The sequence below is a fragment of the Mycolicibacterium tusciae genome (assembly GCF_002086795.1).
GTDB classification, from domain to species: domain Bacteria; phylum Actinomycetota; class Actinomycetes; order Mycobacteriales; family Mycobacteriaceae; genus Mycobacterium; species Mycobacterium tusciae.
On record NZ_MVIM01000005.1, the window covers coordinates 1 to 14858 of the forward strand.

13 protein-coding genes are annotated in these 14858 nt (G+C 65.6%); 6 read left to right on the forward strand and 7 right to left on the reverse strand.

The window, feature by feature from the left end:
* Window positions 1–133: 133 nt before the first annotated feature.
* The gene (locus BST47_RS10800; RefSeq protein ID WP_083125840.1) at window positions 134–634 is read right to left on the reverse strand and encodes a methylated-DNA--[protein]-cysteine S-methyltransferase; all 501 of its coding nucleotides are present in this window, start codon (window positions 632–634) and stop codon (window positions 134–136) included.
* A complete protein-coding gene (locus BST47_RS10805) occupies window positions 634–2118 on the reverse strand; it encodes a DNA-3-methyladenine glycosylase 2 family protein (RefSeq protein ID WP_083125554.1) in 1485 nt (494 codons plus the stop codon). The genes BST47_RS10800 and BST47_RS10805 overlap by 1 nt, the downstream gene beginning before the upstream one ends.
* 147 nt (window positions 2119–2265) lie before the next feature.
* On the opposite strand from BST47_RS10805, the gene BST47_RS10810 reads away from it, so the two are divergent.
* Window positions 2266–2769: a hypothetical protein gene (locus tag BST47_RS10810; protein WP_083125555.1), complete on the forward strand. Its 504-nt coding sequence runs from the start codon at window positions 2266–2268 to the stop codon at window positions 2767–2769.
* A gap of 8 nt (window positions 2770–2777) precedes the next feature.
* On the opposite strand, the gene BST47_RS10815 is transcribed toward BST47_RS10810, so the two are convergent.
* Together BST47_RS10815 and BST47_RS10820 are read right to left on the reverse strand one after the other, a co-directional pair.
* Window positions 2778–4586 carry a fatty acyl-AMP ligase gene (locus BST47_RS10815; RefSeq protein ID WP_083125556.1) on the reverse strand — a complete coding sequence of 603 codons (1809 nt, stop codon included), beginning with the start codon at window positions 4584–4586 and terminating at the stop codon, window positions 2778–2780.
* Between the two features lie 76 nt (window positions 4587–4662).
* Entirely contained in the window at window positions 4663–6267 is a 1605-nt protein-coding gene (locus tag BST47_RS10820) for an adenylate/guanylate cyclase domain-containing protein (protein ID WP_083125557.1), read from the reverse strand.
* A gap of 46 nt (window positions 6268–6313) precedes the next feature.
* On the opposite strand from BST47_RS10820, the gene nucS reads away from it, so the two are divergent.
* Both nucS and BST47_RS10830 read left to right on the forward strand, forming a co-directional pair.
* Window positions 6314–6985 (forward strand): endonuclease NucS, encoded by a 672-nt coding sequence (nucS, locus tag BST47_RS10825; RefSeq protein ID WP_083125558.1) that lies wholly within the window; start codon window positions 6314–6316, stop codon window positions 6983–6985.
* A gap of 3 nt (window positions 6986–6988) precedes the next feature.
* Complete coding sequence (locus tag BST47_RS10830; RefSeq protein ID WP_083125559.1) at window positions 6989–7285, forward strand: Rv1322 family protein; 297 nt, start codon at window positions 6989–6991, stop codon at window positions 7283–7285.
* A gap of 23 nt (window positions 7286–7308) precedes the next feature.
* Here BST47_RS10830 and mce read toward each other — a convergent pair whose 3' ends face one another.
* The gene (gene mce / locus BST47_RS10835) at window positions 7309–7779 is read right to left on the reverse strand and encodes a methylmalonyl-CoA epimerase (protein ID WP_083125841.1); all 471 of its coding nucleotides are present in this window, start codon (window positions 7777–7779) and stop codon (window positions 7309–7311) included.
* An 83-nt stretch (window positions 7780–7862) separates the two neighbouring features.
* Here mce and BST47_RS10840 point away from each other — a divergent pair, with 83 nt between their 5' ends.
* From BST47_RS10840 to BST47_RS10850, 3 genes are read left to right on the forward strand one after another with little or no spacing between them, the layout of a single operon-like run.
* Window positions 7863–9044: an acetyl-CoA C-acetyltransferase gene (locus BST47_RS10840; protein ID WP_083125560.1), complete on the forward strand. Its 1182-nt coding sequence runs from the start codon at window positions 7863–7865 to the stop codon at window positions 9042–9044.
* Between the two features lie 44 nt (window positions 9045–9088).
* Entirely contained in the window at window positions 9089–9472 is a 384-nt protein-coding gene (locus BST47_RS10845) for a DUF3817 domain-containing protein (RefSeq protein WP_083125561.1), read from the forward strand.
* A 13-nt stretch (window positions 9473–9485) separates the two neighbouring features.
* Window positions 9486–10379, forward strand: a complete 894-nt coding sequence (locus BST47_RS10850) for a co-chaperone YbbN (RefSeq protein WP_207568586.1) — start codon at window positions 9486–9488, stop codon at window positions 10377–10379.
* A gap of 21 nt (window positions 10380–10400) precedes the next feature.
* Here BST47_RS10850 and glgB read toward each other — a convergent pair whose 3' ends face one another.
* Window positions 10401–12611: a 1,4-alpha-glucan branching protein GlgB gene (gene glgB / locus BST47_RS10855; RefSeq protein WP_083125563.1), complete on the reverse strand. Its 2211-nt coding sequence runs from the start codon at window positions 12609–12611 to the stop codon at window positions 10401–10403.
* Between the two features lie 4 nt (window positions 12612–12615).
* Window positions 12616–14706 (reverse strand): alpha-1,4-glucan--maltose-1-phosphate maltosyltransferase, encoded by a 2091-nt coding sequence (locus tag BST47_RS10860; RefSeq protein ID WP_083125564.1) that lies wholly within the window; start codon window positions 14704–14706, stop codon window positions 12616–12618.
* Window positions 14707–14858 lie beyond the last annotated feature (152 nt).

The following is a 14858-nucleotide window of genomic DNA, read 5'->3' on the forward strand; positions in this document are numbered from 1 at the left end:
CCGGAAGCTAAGCCTGCCAGCGCCGATGATACTACCCAACCCGGGTGGAAAAGTAGGACACCGCCGAACACAAATTAAGCCCTATGCCCCCCAATTCTGTTGGGGGGCATAGGCATTTGTCGGGTAGTTTGAGCTAGAACAACGTCTGCGCCGTACCTTTGTGGGCCTTCTCCATGTCGAGCAGTGCGCGCTTGCGCTCCAATCCGCCGCCGTATCCGGTGAGACTGCCGTTGGATCCAATTACCCGGTGGCAGGGCACGATGATGCCGATCGGGTTGTGGCCATTGGCCAGACCGACCGCCCGAAACGCTCCGGGTGCGCCGATCTGCCTTGCGATCTCGCCGTAGGTCCGAGTCTCGCCATAAGGAATCGTGAGCAGGGCAGCCCACACCCGTCGCTGGAACTCGGTGCCGATGAGATCGAGGCTCAGGTCGAAATCGGTTCTCTGCCGGGCGAAGTAAGCCTCCAGCTGCTCGACGGCATCGGGGAACGCCGTGTCGTCGTTTTCCCATCCGTCGCGGCTGGGCTCATAGGTCTGATCGACCATCCGCAAGTGCCGCAACCGTCCGCCCCTGCCTGCCAGGGTGAGCTGGCCGACGGGACTATCGATGGCGCGAAATTGCAGGGTATCCATCACTTCTCCTTCGGCGGCCATTCGTTGACCGCGTGATCCAGTGCTGTCCACAAATGCTGGGTGGCATAGGACCGCCACGGTCGCCATTGCATGCTGTGTTCGGTGAGCGGACGCGCCTCTGTCGGTATGCCCAACTGCTGTGCCGCGATCCGCACTCCGAGGTCACTGGAGGGAAAGGCGTCTGGGTCGCCGAGGCCGCGCATCGCGATGACCTCGGCGGTCCATGGTCCGATGCCGGGCAGTTCCAGGAGTTGCGCCCGCGCACGATCCCAGTCGCATCCTGCGTCGAGCACCACCTCCCGCGTGGCCAGCGCCTTGATCAGCGTGGTCAGCGTCCGTTGGCGGGACTTAGGAAAGGCCAGGTGCGCCGGGTCGATCTCAGCGAGATCCTCGACCGCGGGGAACACATGCGTGAGACCGCCATCCGCATCGGCGACGGGCTGACCGTAGGCCGTCACGAGACGGGCGGCGTGGGTGCGTGCGGCCTTGACGGACACCTGCTGGCCGAGCACCACCCGCAGTGCCAACTCCTGCTCGTCGACTGTCCGCGGAATTCGCTGCCCCGGCGCCTTGGCGACCAACGCACCGAGGTCCGGATCGGCGCCGAGCGCGTCGACGACCGCCTCCGGATCCGCGTCCAGGTCGAGCAGGCGCCGGCATCGTGCTATCGCCGCGGCGAGGTCCCGAAAGTCGTCCAACCTGATCTCGCACTTCACATGATCGGGTTGTGGTGTGAGACTGACGATTCCATTGCCATTCGCCAATCTCAGCGTCCGCCGGTAGCTGCCCGCACGCACCTCCTCGACGCCCGGCACCGCGCTCGCCGCCACGTGGCCGAACAGCCCCTCGTATGCGAAGGGCATGCGCACCGGCAGCCGCAGGGACAACACGCCCGTCGCGCCCTCCCCGCGACCGAACCTCGAACGTGCCCGCTGTCGCAACGCGGTCGGCGTCAGGTCGCATACCGCACGCACCGTGTCGTTGAACTGGCGGATGCTGGAGAAGCCCGCCGCGAATGCGACGTCACTGAACGGCAATTCGGTCGTTTCGATCAGCACGCGGGCGGTCTGCGCGCGCTGCGCTCGAGCCAGCGCAAGAGGATTCGCCCCAACCTCTGCCTGCAGCAGCCGTTCGAGCTGACGCGTGGTGTATCCGACGCGGGCAGCCAGGCCTGCGACGCCTTCACGGTCGACTGTGCCATCCGTGATGAGTCGCATCGCCCGCGCGACAACGTCGCCACGCACATTCCACTCCGGCGACCCCGGTGAGGCGTCTGGCCGGCATCGCTTGCAGGCGCGGAAGCCGGCTTTCTGAGCGGCGGCGGCAGTGGGGTAGAACCGCATGTTGCGGGCGTACGGCGGCCGCACCGGACAGCTGGGCCTGCAGTAGATCTTCGTGGTCAGCACCGCGGTGACGAACCAGCCGTCGAACCGCGCGTCCTTGGACTGGACGGCTCGGTAACAGCGGTCGAAATCTTCGTGCACAGGTCAACAGTTACACGTGCCCACCGACATCACTGGCGGAAAACCGACATCGTCGTGGGGCGCCGATGTCGAGGCGCTAACGATCTCGTCAAATGTCGGCATCTGTCCTCGCATTGCCGACGAGATCGTGCTCTCGTGGATGGAGTGATGTCGACTCCCGGGCTGACAGCCCTTCGCCTGGCCGCCGGTGCGGCGGCGTGCTCAACGCTGGCCATCATCGGATTGGCGCAGGCTACCGCGGCGCCCACCGCAGATGATCAGGGCTACATCGACTCGACCGCTCGCTGCCCCTCGTCGAGTCAGGCCGTCGTCTTCGGCAGCACCGCAACGTCTCGGGTGGCCATCTGCGAATCCGACGGCGAGTACGAATATCGCGGGGTGCGATTGAGCGACGGCGCCAAACTGATAGTCCCCGCGGCCAAGTCCACCGACGGGTACACCGCCGAAAACCATGGCATCACCTATTGGGTGACCGAAGACTCGTTGGTCGTCAGCGCGGGCAACGAGGTGATCCGCGACGAGACGATGGTGGACTTCAACTCTCCGCAGCAATCCGGCGTGGGCGGATCGCCGGCGCCGGCTGAGACATCGACGCCCACAACGCCGTTGCCGCCGCCGCTGTCCGCAGAAGTAGGCGGAAGCGAGAGCTGACCGGTCGACTACCCCCGTAGTGCGCCGCTGAGATACTCGGCACGGCATGCACGGCGGGCCACCTTGCCGCTCGTCGTGCGCGGAATCGCGCCCGCCGGTACGAATCGGACGTCCGCAATCGAGAGTCCGTGGATGTGCGTGACGGCCGCGCGGATCGCCTCGGCCGCGATATCGGGATCGGTGCCGCGGGTGCCGGACGCACGTTCGGCGACGATGACGACGCCGGAGTCGGTGGCAAATGCCGCGACGTACCCCCGGCGCACCATCGGCGCAGCGGACTGCGCGGTCGCCTCGACGTCCTGCGGGTAGTGGTGGAGCCCGTCGACGCGGATCACGTCCGCACGTCTGCCGGTGACATATAGCTCGCCACCTAGGTAGACCCCGAGATCGCCTGTGCGCAACCATCTCCCGTCGATCGGCGCACCATCGGCGTGACTCCGCGGCAGCAGGCGTGACCGTAACGTGGCGTCGAACGTCAGCCGCGACGCCTCGGGCTGCCCCCAGTACCGCCGAGCGGTGTTGTCTCCGTGCAGCCAGATCTCGCCCACCTGGCCGTCGGCCAGTTCGGTGTGCGCTTCGGGTTCGACGATGACTGCCCACTGGCTGCGAGCGATCTGGCCACACGACACCTGTGCGATCGCGTTGTCCGCATCCGCCGCGACCCGCACCGCGGCACCTTCGGACAGCCGACGTCGGTCGAAATATGTAACCGTGGCACGGGCGGAAGGGGCGATGGTCGACACGAAGAGCGTCGCTTCGGCGATTCCGTACGACGGCTTGATCGCCGTGGCCGGCAACCCGAATGGCGCGAACGCATCGTTGAACGCCGTGATCGCGTCGATGCTGACCGGTTCGGACCCGATGATCATCACCACGTTGGCGAGATCGACGTCCTCGCCCGTCGCGGGCACGCCGCGCTGCGCGGTGTACTCGTAGGCGAAGTTCGGCGCCGCGGTGACCACTCGTCCCTCCCGGGATCCGTCCGACAACGCCCGGATCCAGCGCTGCGGGCGACGAATGAACGCGGTCGGCGACATCAGCGTGGAGTGGCCGCCGTATACCGCCGGGAAGCCGATCATCGACAACCCCATGTCGTGGTACAACGGTAACCAGCTGACGCCGTGGGTGTTTCGGTCGAGCAGATCGATGGACAAGATCATCTGCAGCAGATTCGTCCCGACCGCGCGGTGGGTGATCTCCACCCCGACCGGCGGCCTCGTCGAGCCCGAGGTGTATTGCAGGTGTGAGACGTCATCGACGTCGAGGTCGACGGGAACGAACGTCTCGGCGGCCGAGTCCGGAACGTCATCGACTGCGATGATCGGCACATCGGGCACGAGAGCGAAGCCCGCGAGGAAGTCGCGCACGGTGCCGGCCGCCGCGGCGGTCGTCAGGATCGCCGACGGACGGGCGTCTGTCAGTGCCGTTTCGAGACGTTCGGCGTGCCCCTGGAGTTCGGGGGCGAACAACGGCACCGCGACCGTCCCCGCTTTCACTGCGGCGAAGAATGCCGCGACGTAGTCGAGGCCCTGCGGGGCCAGGATCGCCACGCGGTCACCCCGCGACGCGACCCTCTGGACGTGCGCGCCTATCGCCTGCATTCGACGGCCCAGCTGCGTCCAGGTCAATTCGGTCGAGCGTCCGTCGGCCGAGCCGGCGAAATCCAGATAGCGGTAGGCGACGGTGCCGCCGACGCTGGCGATGTTGCGATCGATCAGCGATATCAGGGTCGTACCGGGTGGCAGCACGATGCCGCCGTCGGCATCGAGACAGTCCTCGATCCTCAACAGACCCTCGGGGGCAATCGAACCGTCCACACCCACGATTCTAATTACTGTAACGCCCGGTATCAGTTACCACGCCGTCGATGTGACGAAGAGCGCAGCCTGATGCTCAGACCGGAAGCGCCAGCCGGGTCGGTTCGTCGTGGCCACGCAGCGTCACCGAATCGCCGAGCGTCCAGTGCGCACGTTCTGCCTCGCCGACGTTCGAGACCGCATCAGAGGACGCGAGCAGGTGACCGGGTGAGTCCTTCGCCAGCTCGCAGAGCCGTGCAGCCTCGTTGACCGGCTCACCGATCACGGTGTACTCGAAGCGCTCCTTGGCGCCGACATTTCCGGCGACGGCCTGACCGGCCGCAACGCCGATGCCGGCTTCACATTCGGGTACCTCGTCACGGATGCGCCGCGCGATCGCCCGTGCGGCGGCGAGGGCTTCCTCCTCCGGGCTGTCGAGGTGAACGGGGGCACCGAAGACGGCGAGGGCCGCGTCGCCCTCGAATTTGTTCACGAAACCGTGGTGGCGATCGACTTCCTCCACGATCACCGCGAAGAACCGATTGAGCAGATCGACGACTTCGGTTGCGGGCCTACCGGTTACCAGCTGTGTCGAGCCGATGATGTCAACAAAGATCACCGCGACGTGCCGTTCTTCGCCGCCTAATTTCGGCCGTTCCTTCTCGGCCGCGGCGGCAACCTCGCGGCCCACGTGCCGACCGAAAAGGTCTCGCACGCGTTCCCGCTCCTTGAGGCCTTCGACCATCGAGTTGAAACCGCGTTGCAATTCGCCGAGCTCGGTGCCGTCGAACACCACCAGATTCGTGTCCAGATTCCCCTGCTCCACCCGCTGCAGGGCGGCACGCACCACCCGTACCGGCGTCGCCGTGAGCCACGACAACAGCAGCATGAGAACCCAGCCGAAGGTCAACGCCACCACCGCCAGAATGCCCACGGCGACCGCGACCTGGGTGGCCGAGAGATTCTGTAGTGACAGCGCGAAGACCGCGAGCAGGAGGATGCCGAGCACCGGCACGCCGGAGCTGGTCAACCAGACGGTCATCATGCGGCCCATCACGCCGTGTGCCAACCGGCGTGGTGGACGACCGGCCTCGAGGGCCTGGGCGGCGACGGGTCGCAGTGCGAACTCCGTGATCAGGTAACACCCGGTGGCGACGACGATGCCGCAGAAACCCACCGCCAAGAGGAAGCGCGGAATGAACGCGGTGTCATAGATGCCGTACCAGGTCGTCAGCAGTACTGCGCCGACGCCCCACAGGAACAGCAGCATCTTCGCCACCCGCCAGGGCGCGAAGAAGACGTTGCGCTGATCGGCCCGGGTCGGTGGGCGCTCTTCGATCGCCCACCGCAGCGAGTTGACGATCCGTGAGGTGATCCATGCGGTGCCGACGATCAGGGCGAAGGCCATGTATCCGGGCGCCACGGCCCACGTCAGCCATGCGGGTGCGTCGCTGAAGATGCTGGGGACCGGGATGGCGACCGCGATCATCAGCAGCGCGACGCCGATGCCGAGCATGTTCGTGAGCAAGATGAAGAACGTGAGGATCAGCTGGATACGAATCCGGCGGCGTAGCTGACTTTCCGAAGGCTTGCCCAGCAGCCACGAGCCGAATTCCGGAGTATCCGGCAGTCGGCCGCTCTGGCGTGTCACCTTCTCGAGGACACGGCCCAGCCGCTGCGGAACGCTCTTGTTGGCCGTCATCGTGGCTAAAGCCTAGGTTGCCCTGCGGCCCCTTAAGGTGGTTCGGGTGCGTCTCGTCATCGCCCAGTGCACCGTCGACTACGTCGGGCGCCTGACAGCTCATCTGCCGTCGGCCCGCCGCCTGCTCCTCATAAAGGCCGACGGCTCGGTCAGTGTCCACGCCGACGATCGCGCCTACAAGCCGCTCAACTGGATGAGCCCGCCCTGCTGGCTCACCGAGGAACCCGACGGGCCCACGCCGGTCTGGGTGGTCGAGAACAAGGCGGGAGAGCAGCTTCGGATCACCGTAGAGGCCATCGAGCATGACTCCAGCCACGAACTCGGTGTCGATCCCGGATTGGTGAAGGACGGTGTCGAAGCCCATCTGCAGGAGCTGCTCGCCGAACACGTCGAGCTGCTCGGCGCGGGCTACTCACTGGTGCGCCGCGAGTACATGACCGCTATCGGGCCGGTGGACTTACTGTGTCGCGACGAGAAGGGTGGCTCGGTCGCCGTCGAGATCAAACGGCGGGGCGAGATCGACGGCGTCGAGCAGCTCACCCGTTACCTCGAACTCCTCAACCGCGACACCGTGCTGGCACCCGTCGCGGGAGTGTTCGCCGCCCAGCAGATCAAGCCCCAGGCTCGCACGCTGGCGACCGACCGTGGGATCCGTTGCGTGACTTTGGACTACGACCAGATGCGCGGCATGGACAGCGACGAGTTCCGGCTCTTCTGACCCATGCCCCGGCGCCGTCCATCGCCGCGCAAGCACCGCGCTGTACCGCCGCTACCGCAGAGCAGGCGGATCGAGACAGGGCCGGACGGATATGAGTACGAAGTCCGTCCGGTTTCGGCCGCGCGGGCGACGAAGACCTACCGCTGCCCCGGATGCGACCACGAAATACGCTCTGGCACTGCTCATGTACTCGTGTGGCCGGCAGATCGCGGCGAACAGGCGTCAGAAGACCGGCGTCATTGGCATACGCCGTGCTGGACACACCGGGCCACCCGGGGTCCTACTCGCAAGTGGTCGTGACGAACTCGGTTCCGAAGCCGGCGTCAGTGATTGGCGGCAGGCTCGACGAGCTCGATGAGGACGCCGCCGGCATCCTTGGGATGGATGAAGTTGATCCGTGAATCGGCCGTGCCGCGACGAGGCTCGTCATAGAGCAGGCGCATACCCTCGGCGCGAAGCCGCTCGCTGAGCGCGTCGATGTCGCTGGTGCGATACGCCAGCTGCTGCAGGCCGGGTCCGCGCTTGTCGAGGAACTTCGCGATCGTCGAGGTCTCGTCGAGTGGCGCCATGAGCTGAATCTGCGCGCTGCCGACGGGCGCGCCGCGCACCGAGAGCATTGCCTCGCGCACACCCTGGTCCTCGTTGATCTCTTCGTGCAGAACGATCATGCCGAGGTGGTCGTGGTACCACTTGATGGCGGCGTCGAGGTCGGGGACCGCGATGCCGACATGATCGATAGCCGTCACGAGGGCGCTCGCGAGCGCCGGACGTGCGTCTACGTGTTCAGTGGTCATCACGTAACGGTAACCTTGAGACAGATGTTTGCGGAATGTGTCATGTGCCACATCTACGAATACCCAGTTCCTGGAGGAAATAAATGACGACGTCGGTGATCGTTGCTGGAGCGCGTACGCCAATCGGCAAATTGATGGGTTCGCTGAAGGATTTCTCGGGTAGTGACCTGGGCGCCGTCGCGATCGCAGGTGCGCTGGACAAGGCCAAGATCCCGGCATCGGCCGTCGACTACGTCATCATGGGGCAGGTCCTGACCGCCGGTGCCGGGCAAATGCCCGCCAGGCAGGCTGCGGTTGCCGCAGGCATCGGCTGGGATGTGCCCTCGCTGACCATCAACAAGATGTGCCTGTCCGGAATCGACGCGATCGCGCTGGCCGATCAACTGATTCGCGCGGGCGAGTTCGACGTCGTTGTCGCGGGCGGCCAGGAATCGATGACCAAGGCGCCCCACCTGCTCATGGACAGTCGCGCGGGCTACAAGTACGGCGACGTCACCGTTCTCGATCACTTGGCCTACGACGGTCTGCACGACGTCTTCACCGATCAGCCGATGGGCGCGCTGACCGAACAGCGCAACGACGCCGACCAGTTCACCCGGGCCGAGCAGGACGAGTTTGCGTCACGTTCGCACCAAAAGGCGGCGGCGGCATGGAAGGACGGGGTCTTCGCCGACGAGGTCGTGCCGGTGAAGATCCCGCAGCGCAAGGGTGACCCGATCGAGTTCACCGAGGACGAGGGCATCCGCGCCAATACCACCGCCGAGTCCCTGGCCGGACTCAAGCCGGCGTTCCGCAAGGACGGCACCATCACGGCGGGGTCGGCGTCGCAGATATCCGACGGCGCGGCAGCAGTCGTCGTGATGAGCAAGGAGAAGGCCCAGGAGATGGGGCTGACCTGGTTGTGCGAGATCGGCGCTCACGGTGTGGTGGCGGGCCCCGATTCGACCCTGCAGTCGCAGCCGGCCAACGCCATCAAGAAGGCCATTGCCCGCGAGGGTATTTCGGTCGATCAGCTGGACGTCATCGAGATCAACGAGGCGTTCTCCGCGGTGGCGCTCGCGTCGATGAGGGAGTTGGGCGTCGACCCGGAGAAGGTCAATGTGAACGGCGGCGCGATTGCCGTCGGGCATCCGATCGGTATGTCCGGCGCCCGGATCACCCTGCACGCCGCCCTCGAGCTGTCACGACGCGGTTCCGGTTATGCGGTCGCGGCGCTGTGCGGCGCCGGGGGCCAGGGCGACGCCCTGGTGCTGCGGGCAGGCTGAACATCTACGACGTGACGTAGTAATCGGCGTGGTGTTCGGGCACAATGGCGGCCATGACAGGCGCTCTTGATCTTCGATCCGTTGCTGGGTGGTTTCGACTGGTTGCTCTGCTCGAGGCCGTCAGTTGGGTCGGCCTGCTGGTCGGCATGTATTTCAAGTACCTTGCCAGCTCACCGACCGAGATCGGCGTGAAGGTGTTCGGCATGGCCCATGGACTGATCTTCGTCGCTTTCGTGGCGGCCGCACTGCTGGCCGGAATCGCGTTCAAATGGTCGGTCGGGACGTGGTCGCTGGCGCTGATCGCGAGCATCGTGCCGCTGGGCAGTGTGATCTTCCTCATATGGGCTGATCGGACCGGCAAAACGGGTGCCGCGGTTCCGGCTGCGGCGATCATGCAACCGGGTCAGCCGGTTCCCGAAACGACGTGACAAACTTGTAGGCGTGACTCGTCCACGTCCCGTCGCGGCCTCCATGGCAGGCGCGATCGACCTTTCGGCGCTCAAACAGCCGGCCGGTGCCGCCGCAGGCGGCGGTGCCGCCAAACCGTCCGGCGGTGTAGAGGTCACCGAGGCCAACCTCGAAGCCGAGGTCCTGGTCCGCTCCAGTCAGGTCCCCGTCGTGGTCCTGCTGTGGTCTCCGCGCAGCGACGCCAGCGTGCAGTTGGGTGACGCGCTGGCCAGTCTCGCCGCCGCCGACGGCGGCAAGTGGTCGCTCGCGACGGTCAACGTCGACGTCGTCCCGCGAGTAGCGCAGATGTTCGGCGTCCAGGCGATCCCGACGGTCGTGGCATTGGGCGGGGGACAACCGCTCTCGAGCTTCCAGGGCATGCAGCCGCCCGAGCAGTTGCGCGGATGGATCGACTCGCTGCTGAACGCGACCGCGGGAAAACTCAGCGGCGGAGGCGCCGGTGAGGATCCCGAACAGGTCGATCCCGAACTGGCCCAGGCGCGGGCGCATCTGGATGCCGGCGACTTCGACGCCGCGCGGACCGCGTATCAGGCGATCCTAGACGCCAGGCCGAACGACGCGGAGGCCAAAGGTGCGGTGCGTCAGATCTCGTTCCTGCAGCGCGCATCGGCACATCGTCCCGATGCGGTGGCTGCGGCCGACGCCGCACCCGATGACATCGACGCCGTATTCGCCGCAGCCGACGTGGAAATTCTGCAGCAGGACATCGCGGCCGCGTTCGACCGGCTGATCGCGTTGTTCAAGCGCAAGACCGACGACGACCGCACCAAGGTGCGGACCCGGCTGGTCGAGCTGTTCGACCTTTTCGATCCGGCCGATCCCGAGGTGATCGCGGGCCGGCGCAAACTGGCCAACGCGTTGTACTGAGTCGGCCGTTCGCGCGAAGGGCTACTCCGGGGCCACGGGTTCGAACCACAGCGCTGCCAGCGGCGGCAGCACCATGACCGCTGATGCCGGACGGCCGTGCCACGGCTCGTCGCTCGCCTCGACGACGCCGAAGTTGCCGATGCCCGAACCGTTGTAGATGTCGGCGTCAGAGTTGAGCACTTCCCGCCACGTGCCCGCATGCGGCAGCCCGAGCCGATAGCGGGAGTGCTCGGAACCGGAGAAGTTGAACACGCACGCCAGCATCGAACCGTCGTCGCCGAACCGCATGAAACTCAGCACGTTGTTGGCCGAGTCGTTGGCGTCGATCCACGAATAGCCCTCGGGCTTGGTGTCCTGCGACCACAGCGCACGACGGCTGCGGTAGATGCCGTTCATGTCGTGCACGAACCGCTGAACGCCGGTGGAGAAGCTGTTCTCGTCGAGCTGGTACCAGTCGACACCTCGCTCCTCGGACCACTCGGCGCGCTGACCGATCTCCTGGCCCATGAACAGCAATTGCTTCCCGGGGTGGGCCCATTGGTAGGCCAGCAGGCCGCGCAACCCAGCGGCTCTGGTGTGGTCGTCACCCGGCATGCGGCCCCACAAGGTGCCCTTACCGTGGACCACCTCGTCGTGGCTGATGGGCAGGACGAAGTTCTCACTGAACGCGTACAGCATCGAGAACGTGATCTCGTGGTGGTGGTAGCTGCGGTGGATGGGATCGCGCTTGATGAACTCCAACGTGTCGTTCATCCAGCCCATATTCCACTTCATCGAGAAGCCAAGGCCGCCAAGGTTGGTCGGCCGGGTCACGCCCGGCCATGACGTGGACTCCTCGGCGACGGTGACGACGCCGGGTGCCAGCTTGTGCACCGTGGCGTTCATCTCTTGCAGGAACTGCACCGCTTCGAGGTTCTCGCGGCCACCGTAGACGTTAGGCGTCCAGCCGCCCTCGGGCCGCGAGTAGTCCAGGTAGAGCATCGATGCGACGGCGTCCACGCGCAGGCCGTCGATGTGGTACTCCTGCAGCCAATACAGCGCGTTGGCGACGAGGAAGTTGCGGACTTCCGCGCGGCCGAAGTCGAACACGTAAGTGCCCCAGTCGAGTTGCTCGCCGCGCCGTGGGTCGGAGTGTTCGTACAATGCGGTGCCGTCGAAGCGGCCCAGCGCCCACGCGTCCTTCGGGAAGTGCGCGGGAACCCAATCCATGATCACGCCGATGCCGGCCTGGTGCAGCGTGTCCACGACGTGGCGGAACTCGTCGGGCGTGCCGAGACGTGATGTCGGCGCATAGTACGACGTCACCTGGTAACCCCACGAGCCGCCGAACGGATGCTCCGCGACCGGCATCAACTCAACGTGGGTGAAACCGTTTGTGACCACGTATTCGGTGAGTTCGGTGGCCAATTCGCGATAGCTCAGACCCGGCCGCCAGGACATCAGGTGCACCTCGTAGGTGCTCATCGGTTCGAAGACCGGATTCTCGTTCGCTCGCTTGGCCATCCAGTCCTGGTCTTCCCAGGTGTATTCGCTCCTGGTGACCTTCGACGCCGTCTGCGGCGGAACCTCGGTGGCGAACGCCATCGGGTCGGCGCGGTCACTCACCGAGCCGTCGGCGCCGTGCACGCGGAACTTGTACAGGCCGCCGATCTCGAATCCGGGCCAGAACAGCTCCCACACACCCGTCGAGCCGAGCACGCGCAGCTGTGCTTCGTTGCCGTCCCAATGGTTGAACTCGCCGATCAGGCTGACGCCCTTGGCATTCGGCGCCCACACCGCGAAGGACACACCGTCGACGACGCCGTCGGGCGTCGTGAAACTGCGGGGATGGGCGCCCAGGATCTCCCACAGCCGCTCATGGCGACCCTCGGCGAACAGGTGCAGGTCGATTTCGCCGAGGGTCGGCAGGAACCGATATGCGTCGGCGGTGGTGTGCACCTCGTCGCCCGAGCCGTAGCTGACCTCGAGTCGGTAGTCCGCCAGGTTGGTCATCGGCAGGGCTACCGCGAACAGGCCGCCCTCGACGTGCTCGAACGGATATCGTTGGCCACCCACGAGGGCCGCCACCTCGACGGCGTGCGGTCTGTACGCCCGTAACACCGTGTGATCCCCGTCGTACTCATGTGCGCCCAGAATCGAATGCGGGTCGTGGTGTTCGCCAGCCAGCAGGCGGTTCAGATCAGCCGTGTGCGGCCGCAGATGCGGGCTCGTGCGTTGATTGGTCTGCGTCATTTCGTCACTCCCTACGCAGCAGATTGAGTCGGTGTTCGGCCGGCACCTGGGGCATGTTCAGTACGTGCGACACGGCGTTAACCGGGTCGAGACGCACGTAATTGGCCTGCCCCCATTGAAATTCGTTGCCGGTGATTTCGTCGCGTACCCAGAAGCGGTCGTAGAGTTCCATCCCCAATGCGCTCATATCGAGCCAGAGCGTCGCTTCTTCGGGGCCGAACGGGTTGAGCGTCACCACCACCAGCACCTGATCGCCCGTCACTGGATCGAACTTGCTGTAGGCCAACAACGCGTCGTTGTCGACGTGGTGGAACTTGATGGTGCGCAGCTGGTGCAGCGCGGGATGGACGCGGCGGATCTCGTTGAGCCGCGTCAAAAAGGGCTCGAGTGATTCACCGTCTGCCAGGGCGGCTTCGAAATCGCGGGGCCTCAACTCGTACTTCTCGGAGTTGAGGTACTCCTCGCTACCTTCGCGGACCGGCCGGTGCTCGTACAGCTCGTAGCCCGAGTACACGCCCCAGGTCGAGCTCATCGTGGCGGCGAGCACCGCGCGGATGGCGAACATGCCGGGCCCGCCGTGCTGCAGGCTCTCGTGGAGGATATCCGGCGTGTTCACGAACAGATTGGGGCGCGCGTAGTCGGCGTGCTCGGCGATCTGTTCCCCGAATTCGGTGAGTTCCCACTTCGCCGTGCGCCAAGTGAAGTAGGTGTACGACTGCGTATAGCCGAGTTTGGCCAGACCATAGAGACGCGCGGGCCGGGTGAAGGCCTCGGCAAGGAACAGCACGTCGGGATCTTCACTCTTGACCCGGCCGATCAGCCACGCCCAGAAATCGGGGGGCTTGGTGTGCGGGTTGTCCACCCGAAACACCTTGACTCCGTGCGACACCCAGAACCGGACCACACGCAGTACCTCTTCGTAGATTCCCGCGGGGTCGTCGTCGAAGTTGATCGGGTAGATGTCCTGGTACTTCTTGGGCGGATTCTCGGCATAGGCGATGGTGCCGTCGGGCAGTACGGTGAACCACTCCGGGTGGTCTTTCGCCCACGGGTGATCGGGTGCGCATTGCAGAGCCAGGTCCAGTGCGACCTCCATGCCGTGATCGCGTGTGGCGGAAACGAACTCGTCGAAGTCCTCGATCGTGCCCAGCTTGGGATGGACAGCGTCGTGGCCGCCCTTGTCGCTGCCGATGGCCCACGGTGAGCCCACGTCGCCGGGCGCGGCGGCAACCGAATTGTTGCGGCCCTTGCGATGGACCTTTCCGATCGGGTGAATCGGCGGAAGGTATACCACGTCGAAGCCCATCGCCGCGATGCGGGGAAGGGCCTTGGTCGCCGTCGCGAACGTCCCGTGTACGGGCTTGCCCTTCTTGTCCCACCCGCCGGTCGATCGCGGGAAGAACTCGTACCAGGAACTGAAGCGGGCCAGCGGACGATCCACCCACACGCCGTATGACTCTCCGCGCGTGACCAATTCGCGCAGCGGATACTCACCGAGCAACTCGGTCACCTCGTCGGCCAGCGCCGCGCCTGCCCTGGTGAACGGGTCACCGGGCTTTCGCAACAGCTCCGCCGCCTCGATGATCGGGTCCCGCAGCTTGCGCGGAATGCCCGTGGCAGCCCGTTCGAGCAGCCGCGCCCCCACCAGAAGGTCGTTGGACAGTTCCTCTTCGCCCTGTCCCGCATCCAGCTTCGCGATGACGGCCTTGCGCCAGGTCGTGATCGGATCACTCCACGCCTCAACCCGGAAGGTCCACAGCCCGACGCTGTCGGGGGCGAACTGGCCGTGGAAGACATCCGGCGTAACGCCCAACGCCATCGGCAGGTGATGCCGGGTGATGCGCGCACGCGGATTGACGACCGTCTCGATGGGTACCGGCTCGGCGGCGACCGGGTTCGCACCGGCCGGTCCCTTGACGAGCTGCGGATAGTCCGAACCATGGCATCGGACGACAAGAGTCGCCGCGACGGCGTCATGGCCTTCTCGCCATACGGTCGCGCGCACCGGCACGATCTCACCGACGACCGCCTTTGCCGGGAAACGGCCACCGGATACGACGGGGGCGACGTCATCGATCTCGATCCGACCGACCACTTCCTACCACTCCTTCACGCTGCGTTAACCGAGCTCATCAATCGCCTCGTTGCGCCTATACCCACGGTAGTGCGCTGCCCAACCAGGCGGAGGTGAAGCGGTATGGATACCAGCCTGCAGGACGGCGAAACATCAGTAATGTTGAGTCGCGT

What these genes read in the sequence shown, in the direction of transcription:
- BST47_RS10840 (WP_083125560.1), top strand. Translation starts at nt 7,863, where the DNA reads ATGACGACGTCGGTGATCGTTGCTGGAGCGCGTACGCCAATCGGCAAA.
- BST47_RS10820 (WP_083125557.1), bottom strand. Translation starts at nt 6,267, where the DNA reads ATGACGGCCAACAAGAGCGTTCCGCAGCGGCTGGGCCGTGTCCTCGAG.
- glgB (WP_083125563.1), bottom strand. Translation starts at nt 12,611, where the DNA reads ATGACGCAGACCAATCAACGCACGAGCCCGCATCTGCGGCCGCACACG.
- mce (WP_083125841.1), bottom strand. Translation starts at nt 7,779, where the DNA reads ATGACCACTGAACACGTAGACGCACGTCCGGCGCTCGCGAGCGCCCTC.
- BST47_RS10800 (WP_083125840.1), bottom strand. Translation starts at nt 634, where the DNA reads ATGGATACCCTGCAATTTCGCGCCATCGATAGTCCCGTCGGCCAGCTC.
- BST47_RS10830 (WP_083125559.1), top strand. Translation starts at nt 6,989, where the DNA reads ATGCCCCGGCGCCGTCCATCGCCGCGCAAGCACCGCGCTGTACCGCCG.
- BST47_RS10845 (WP_083125561.1), top strand. Translation starts at nt 9,089, where the DNA reads ATGGCGGCCATGACAGGCGCTCTTGATCTTCGATCCGTTGCTGGGTGG.
- BST47_RS10810 (WP_083125555.1), top strand. Translation starts at nt 2,266, where the DNA reads ATGTCGACTCCCGGGCTGACAGCCCTTCGCCTGGCCGCCGGTGCGGCG.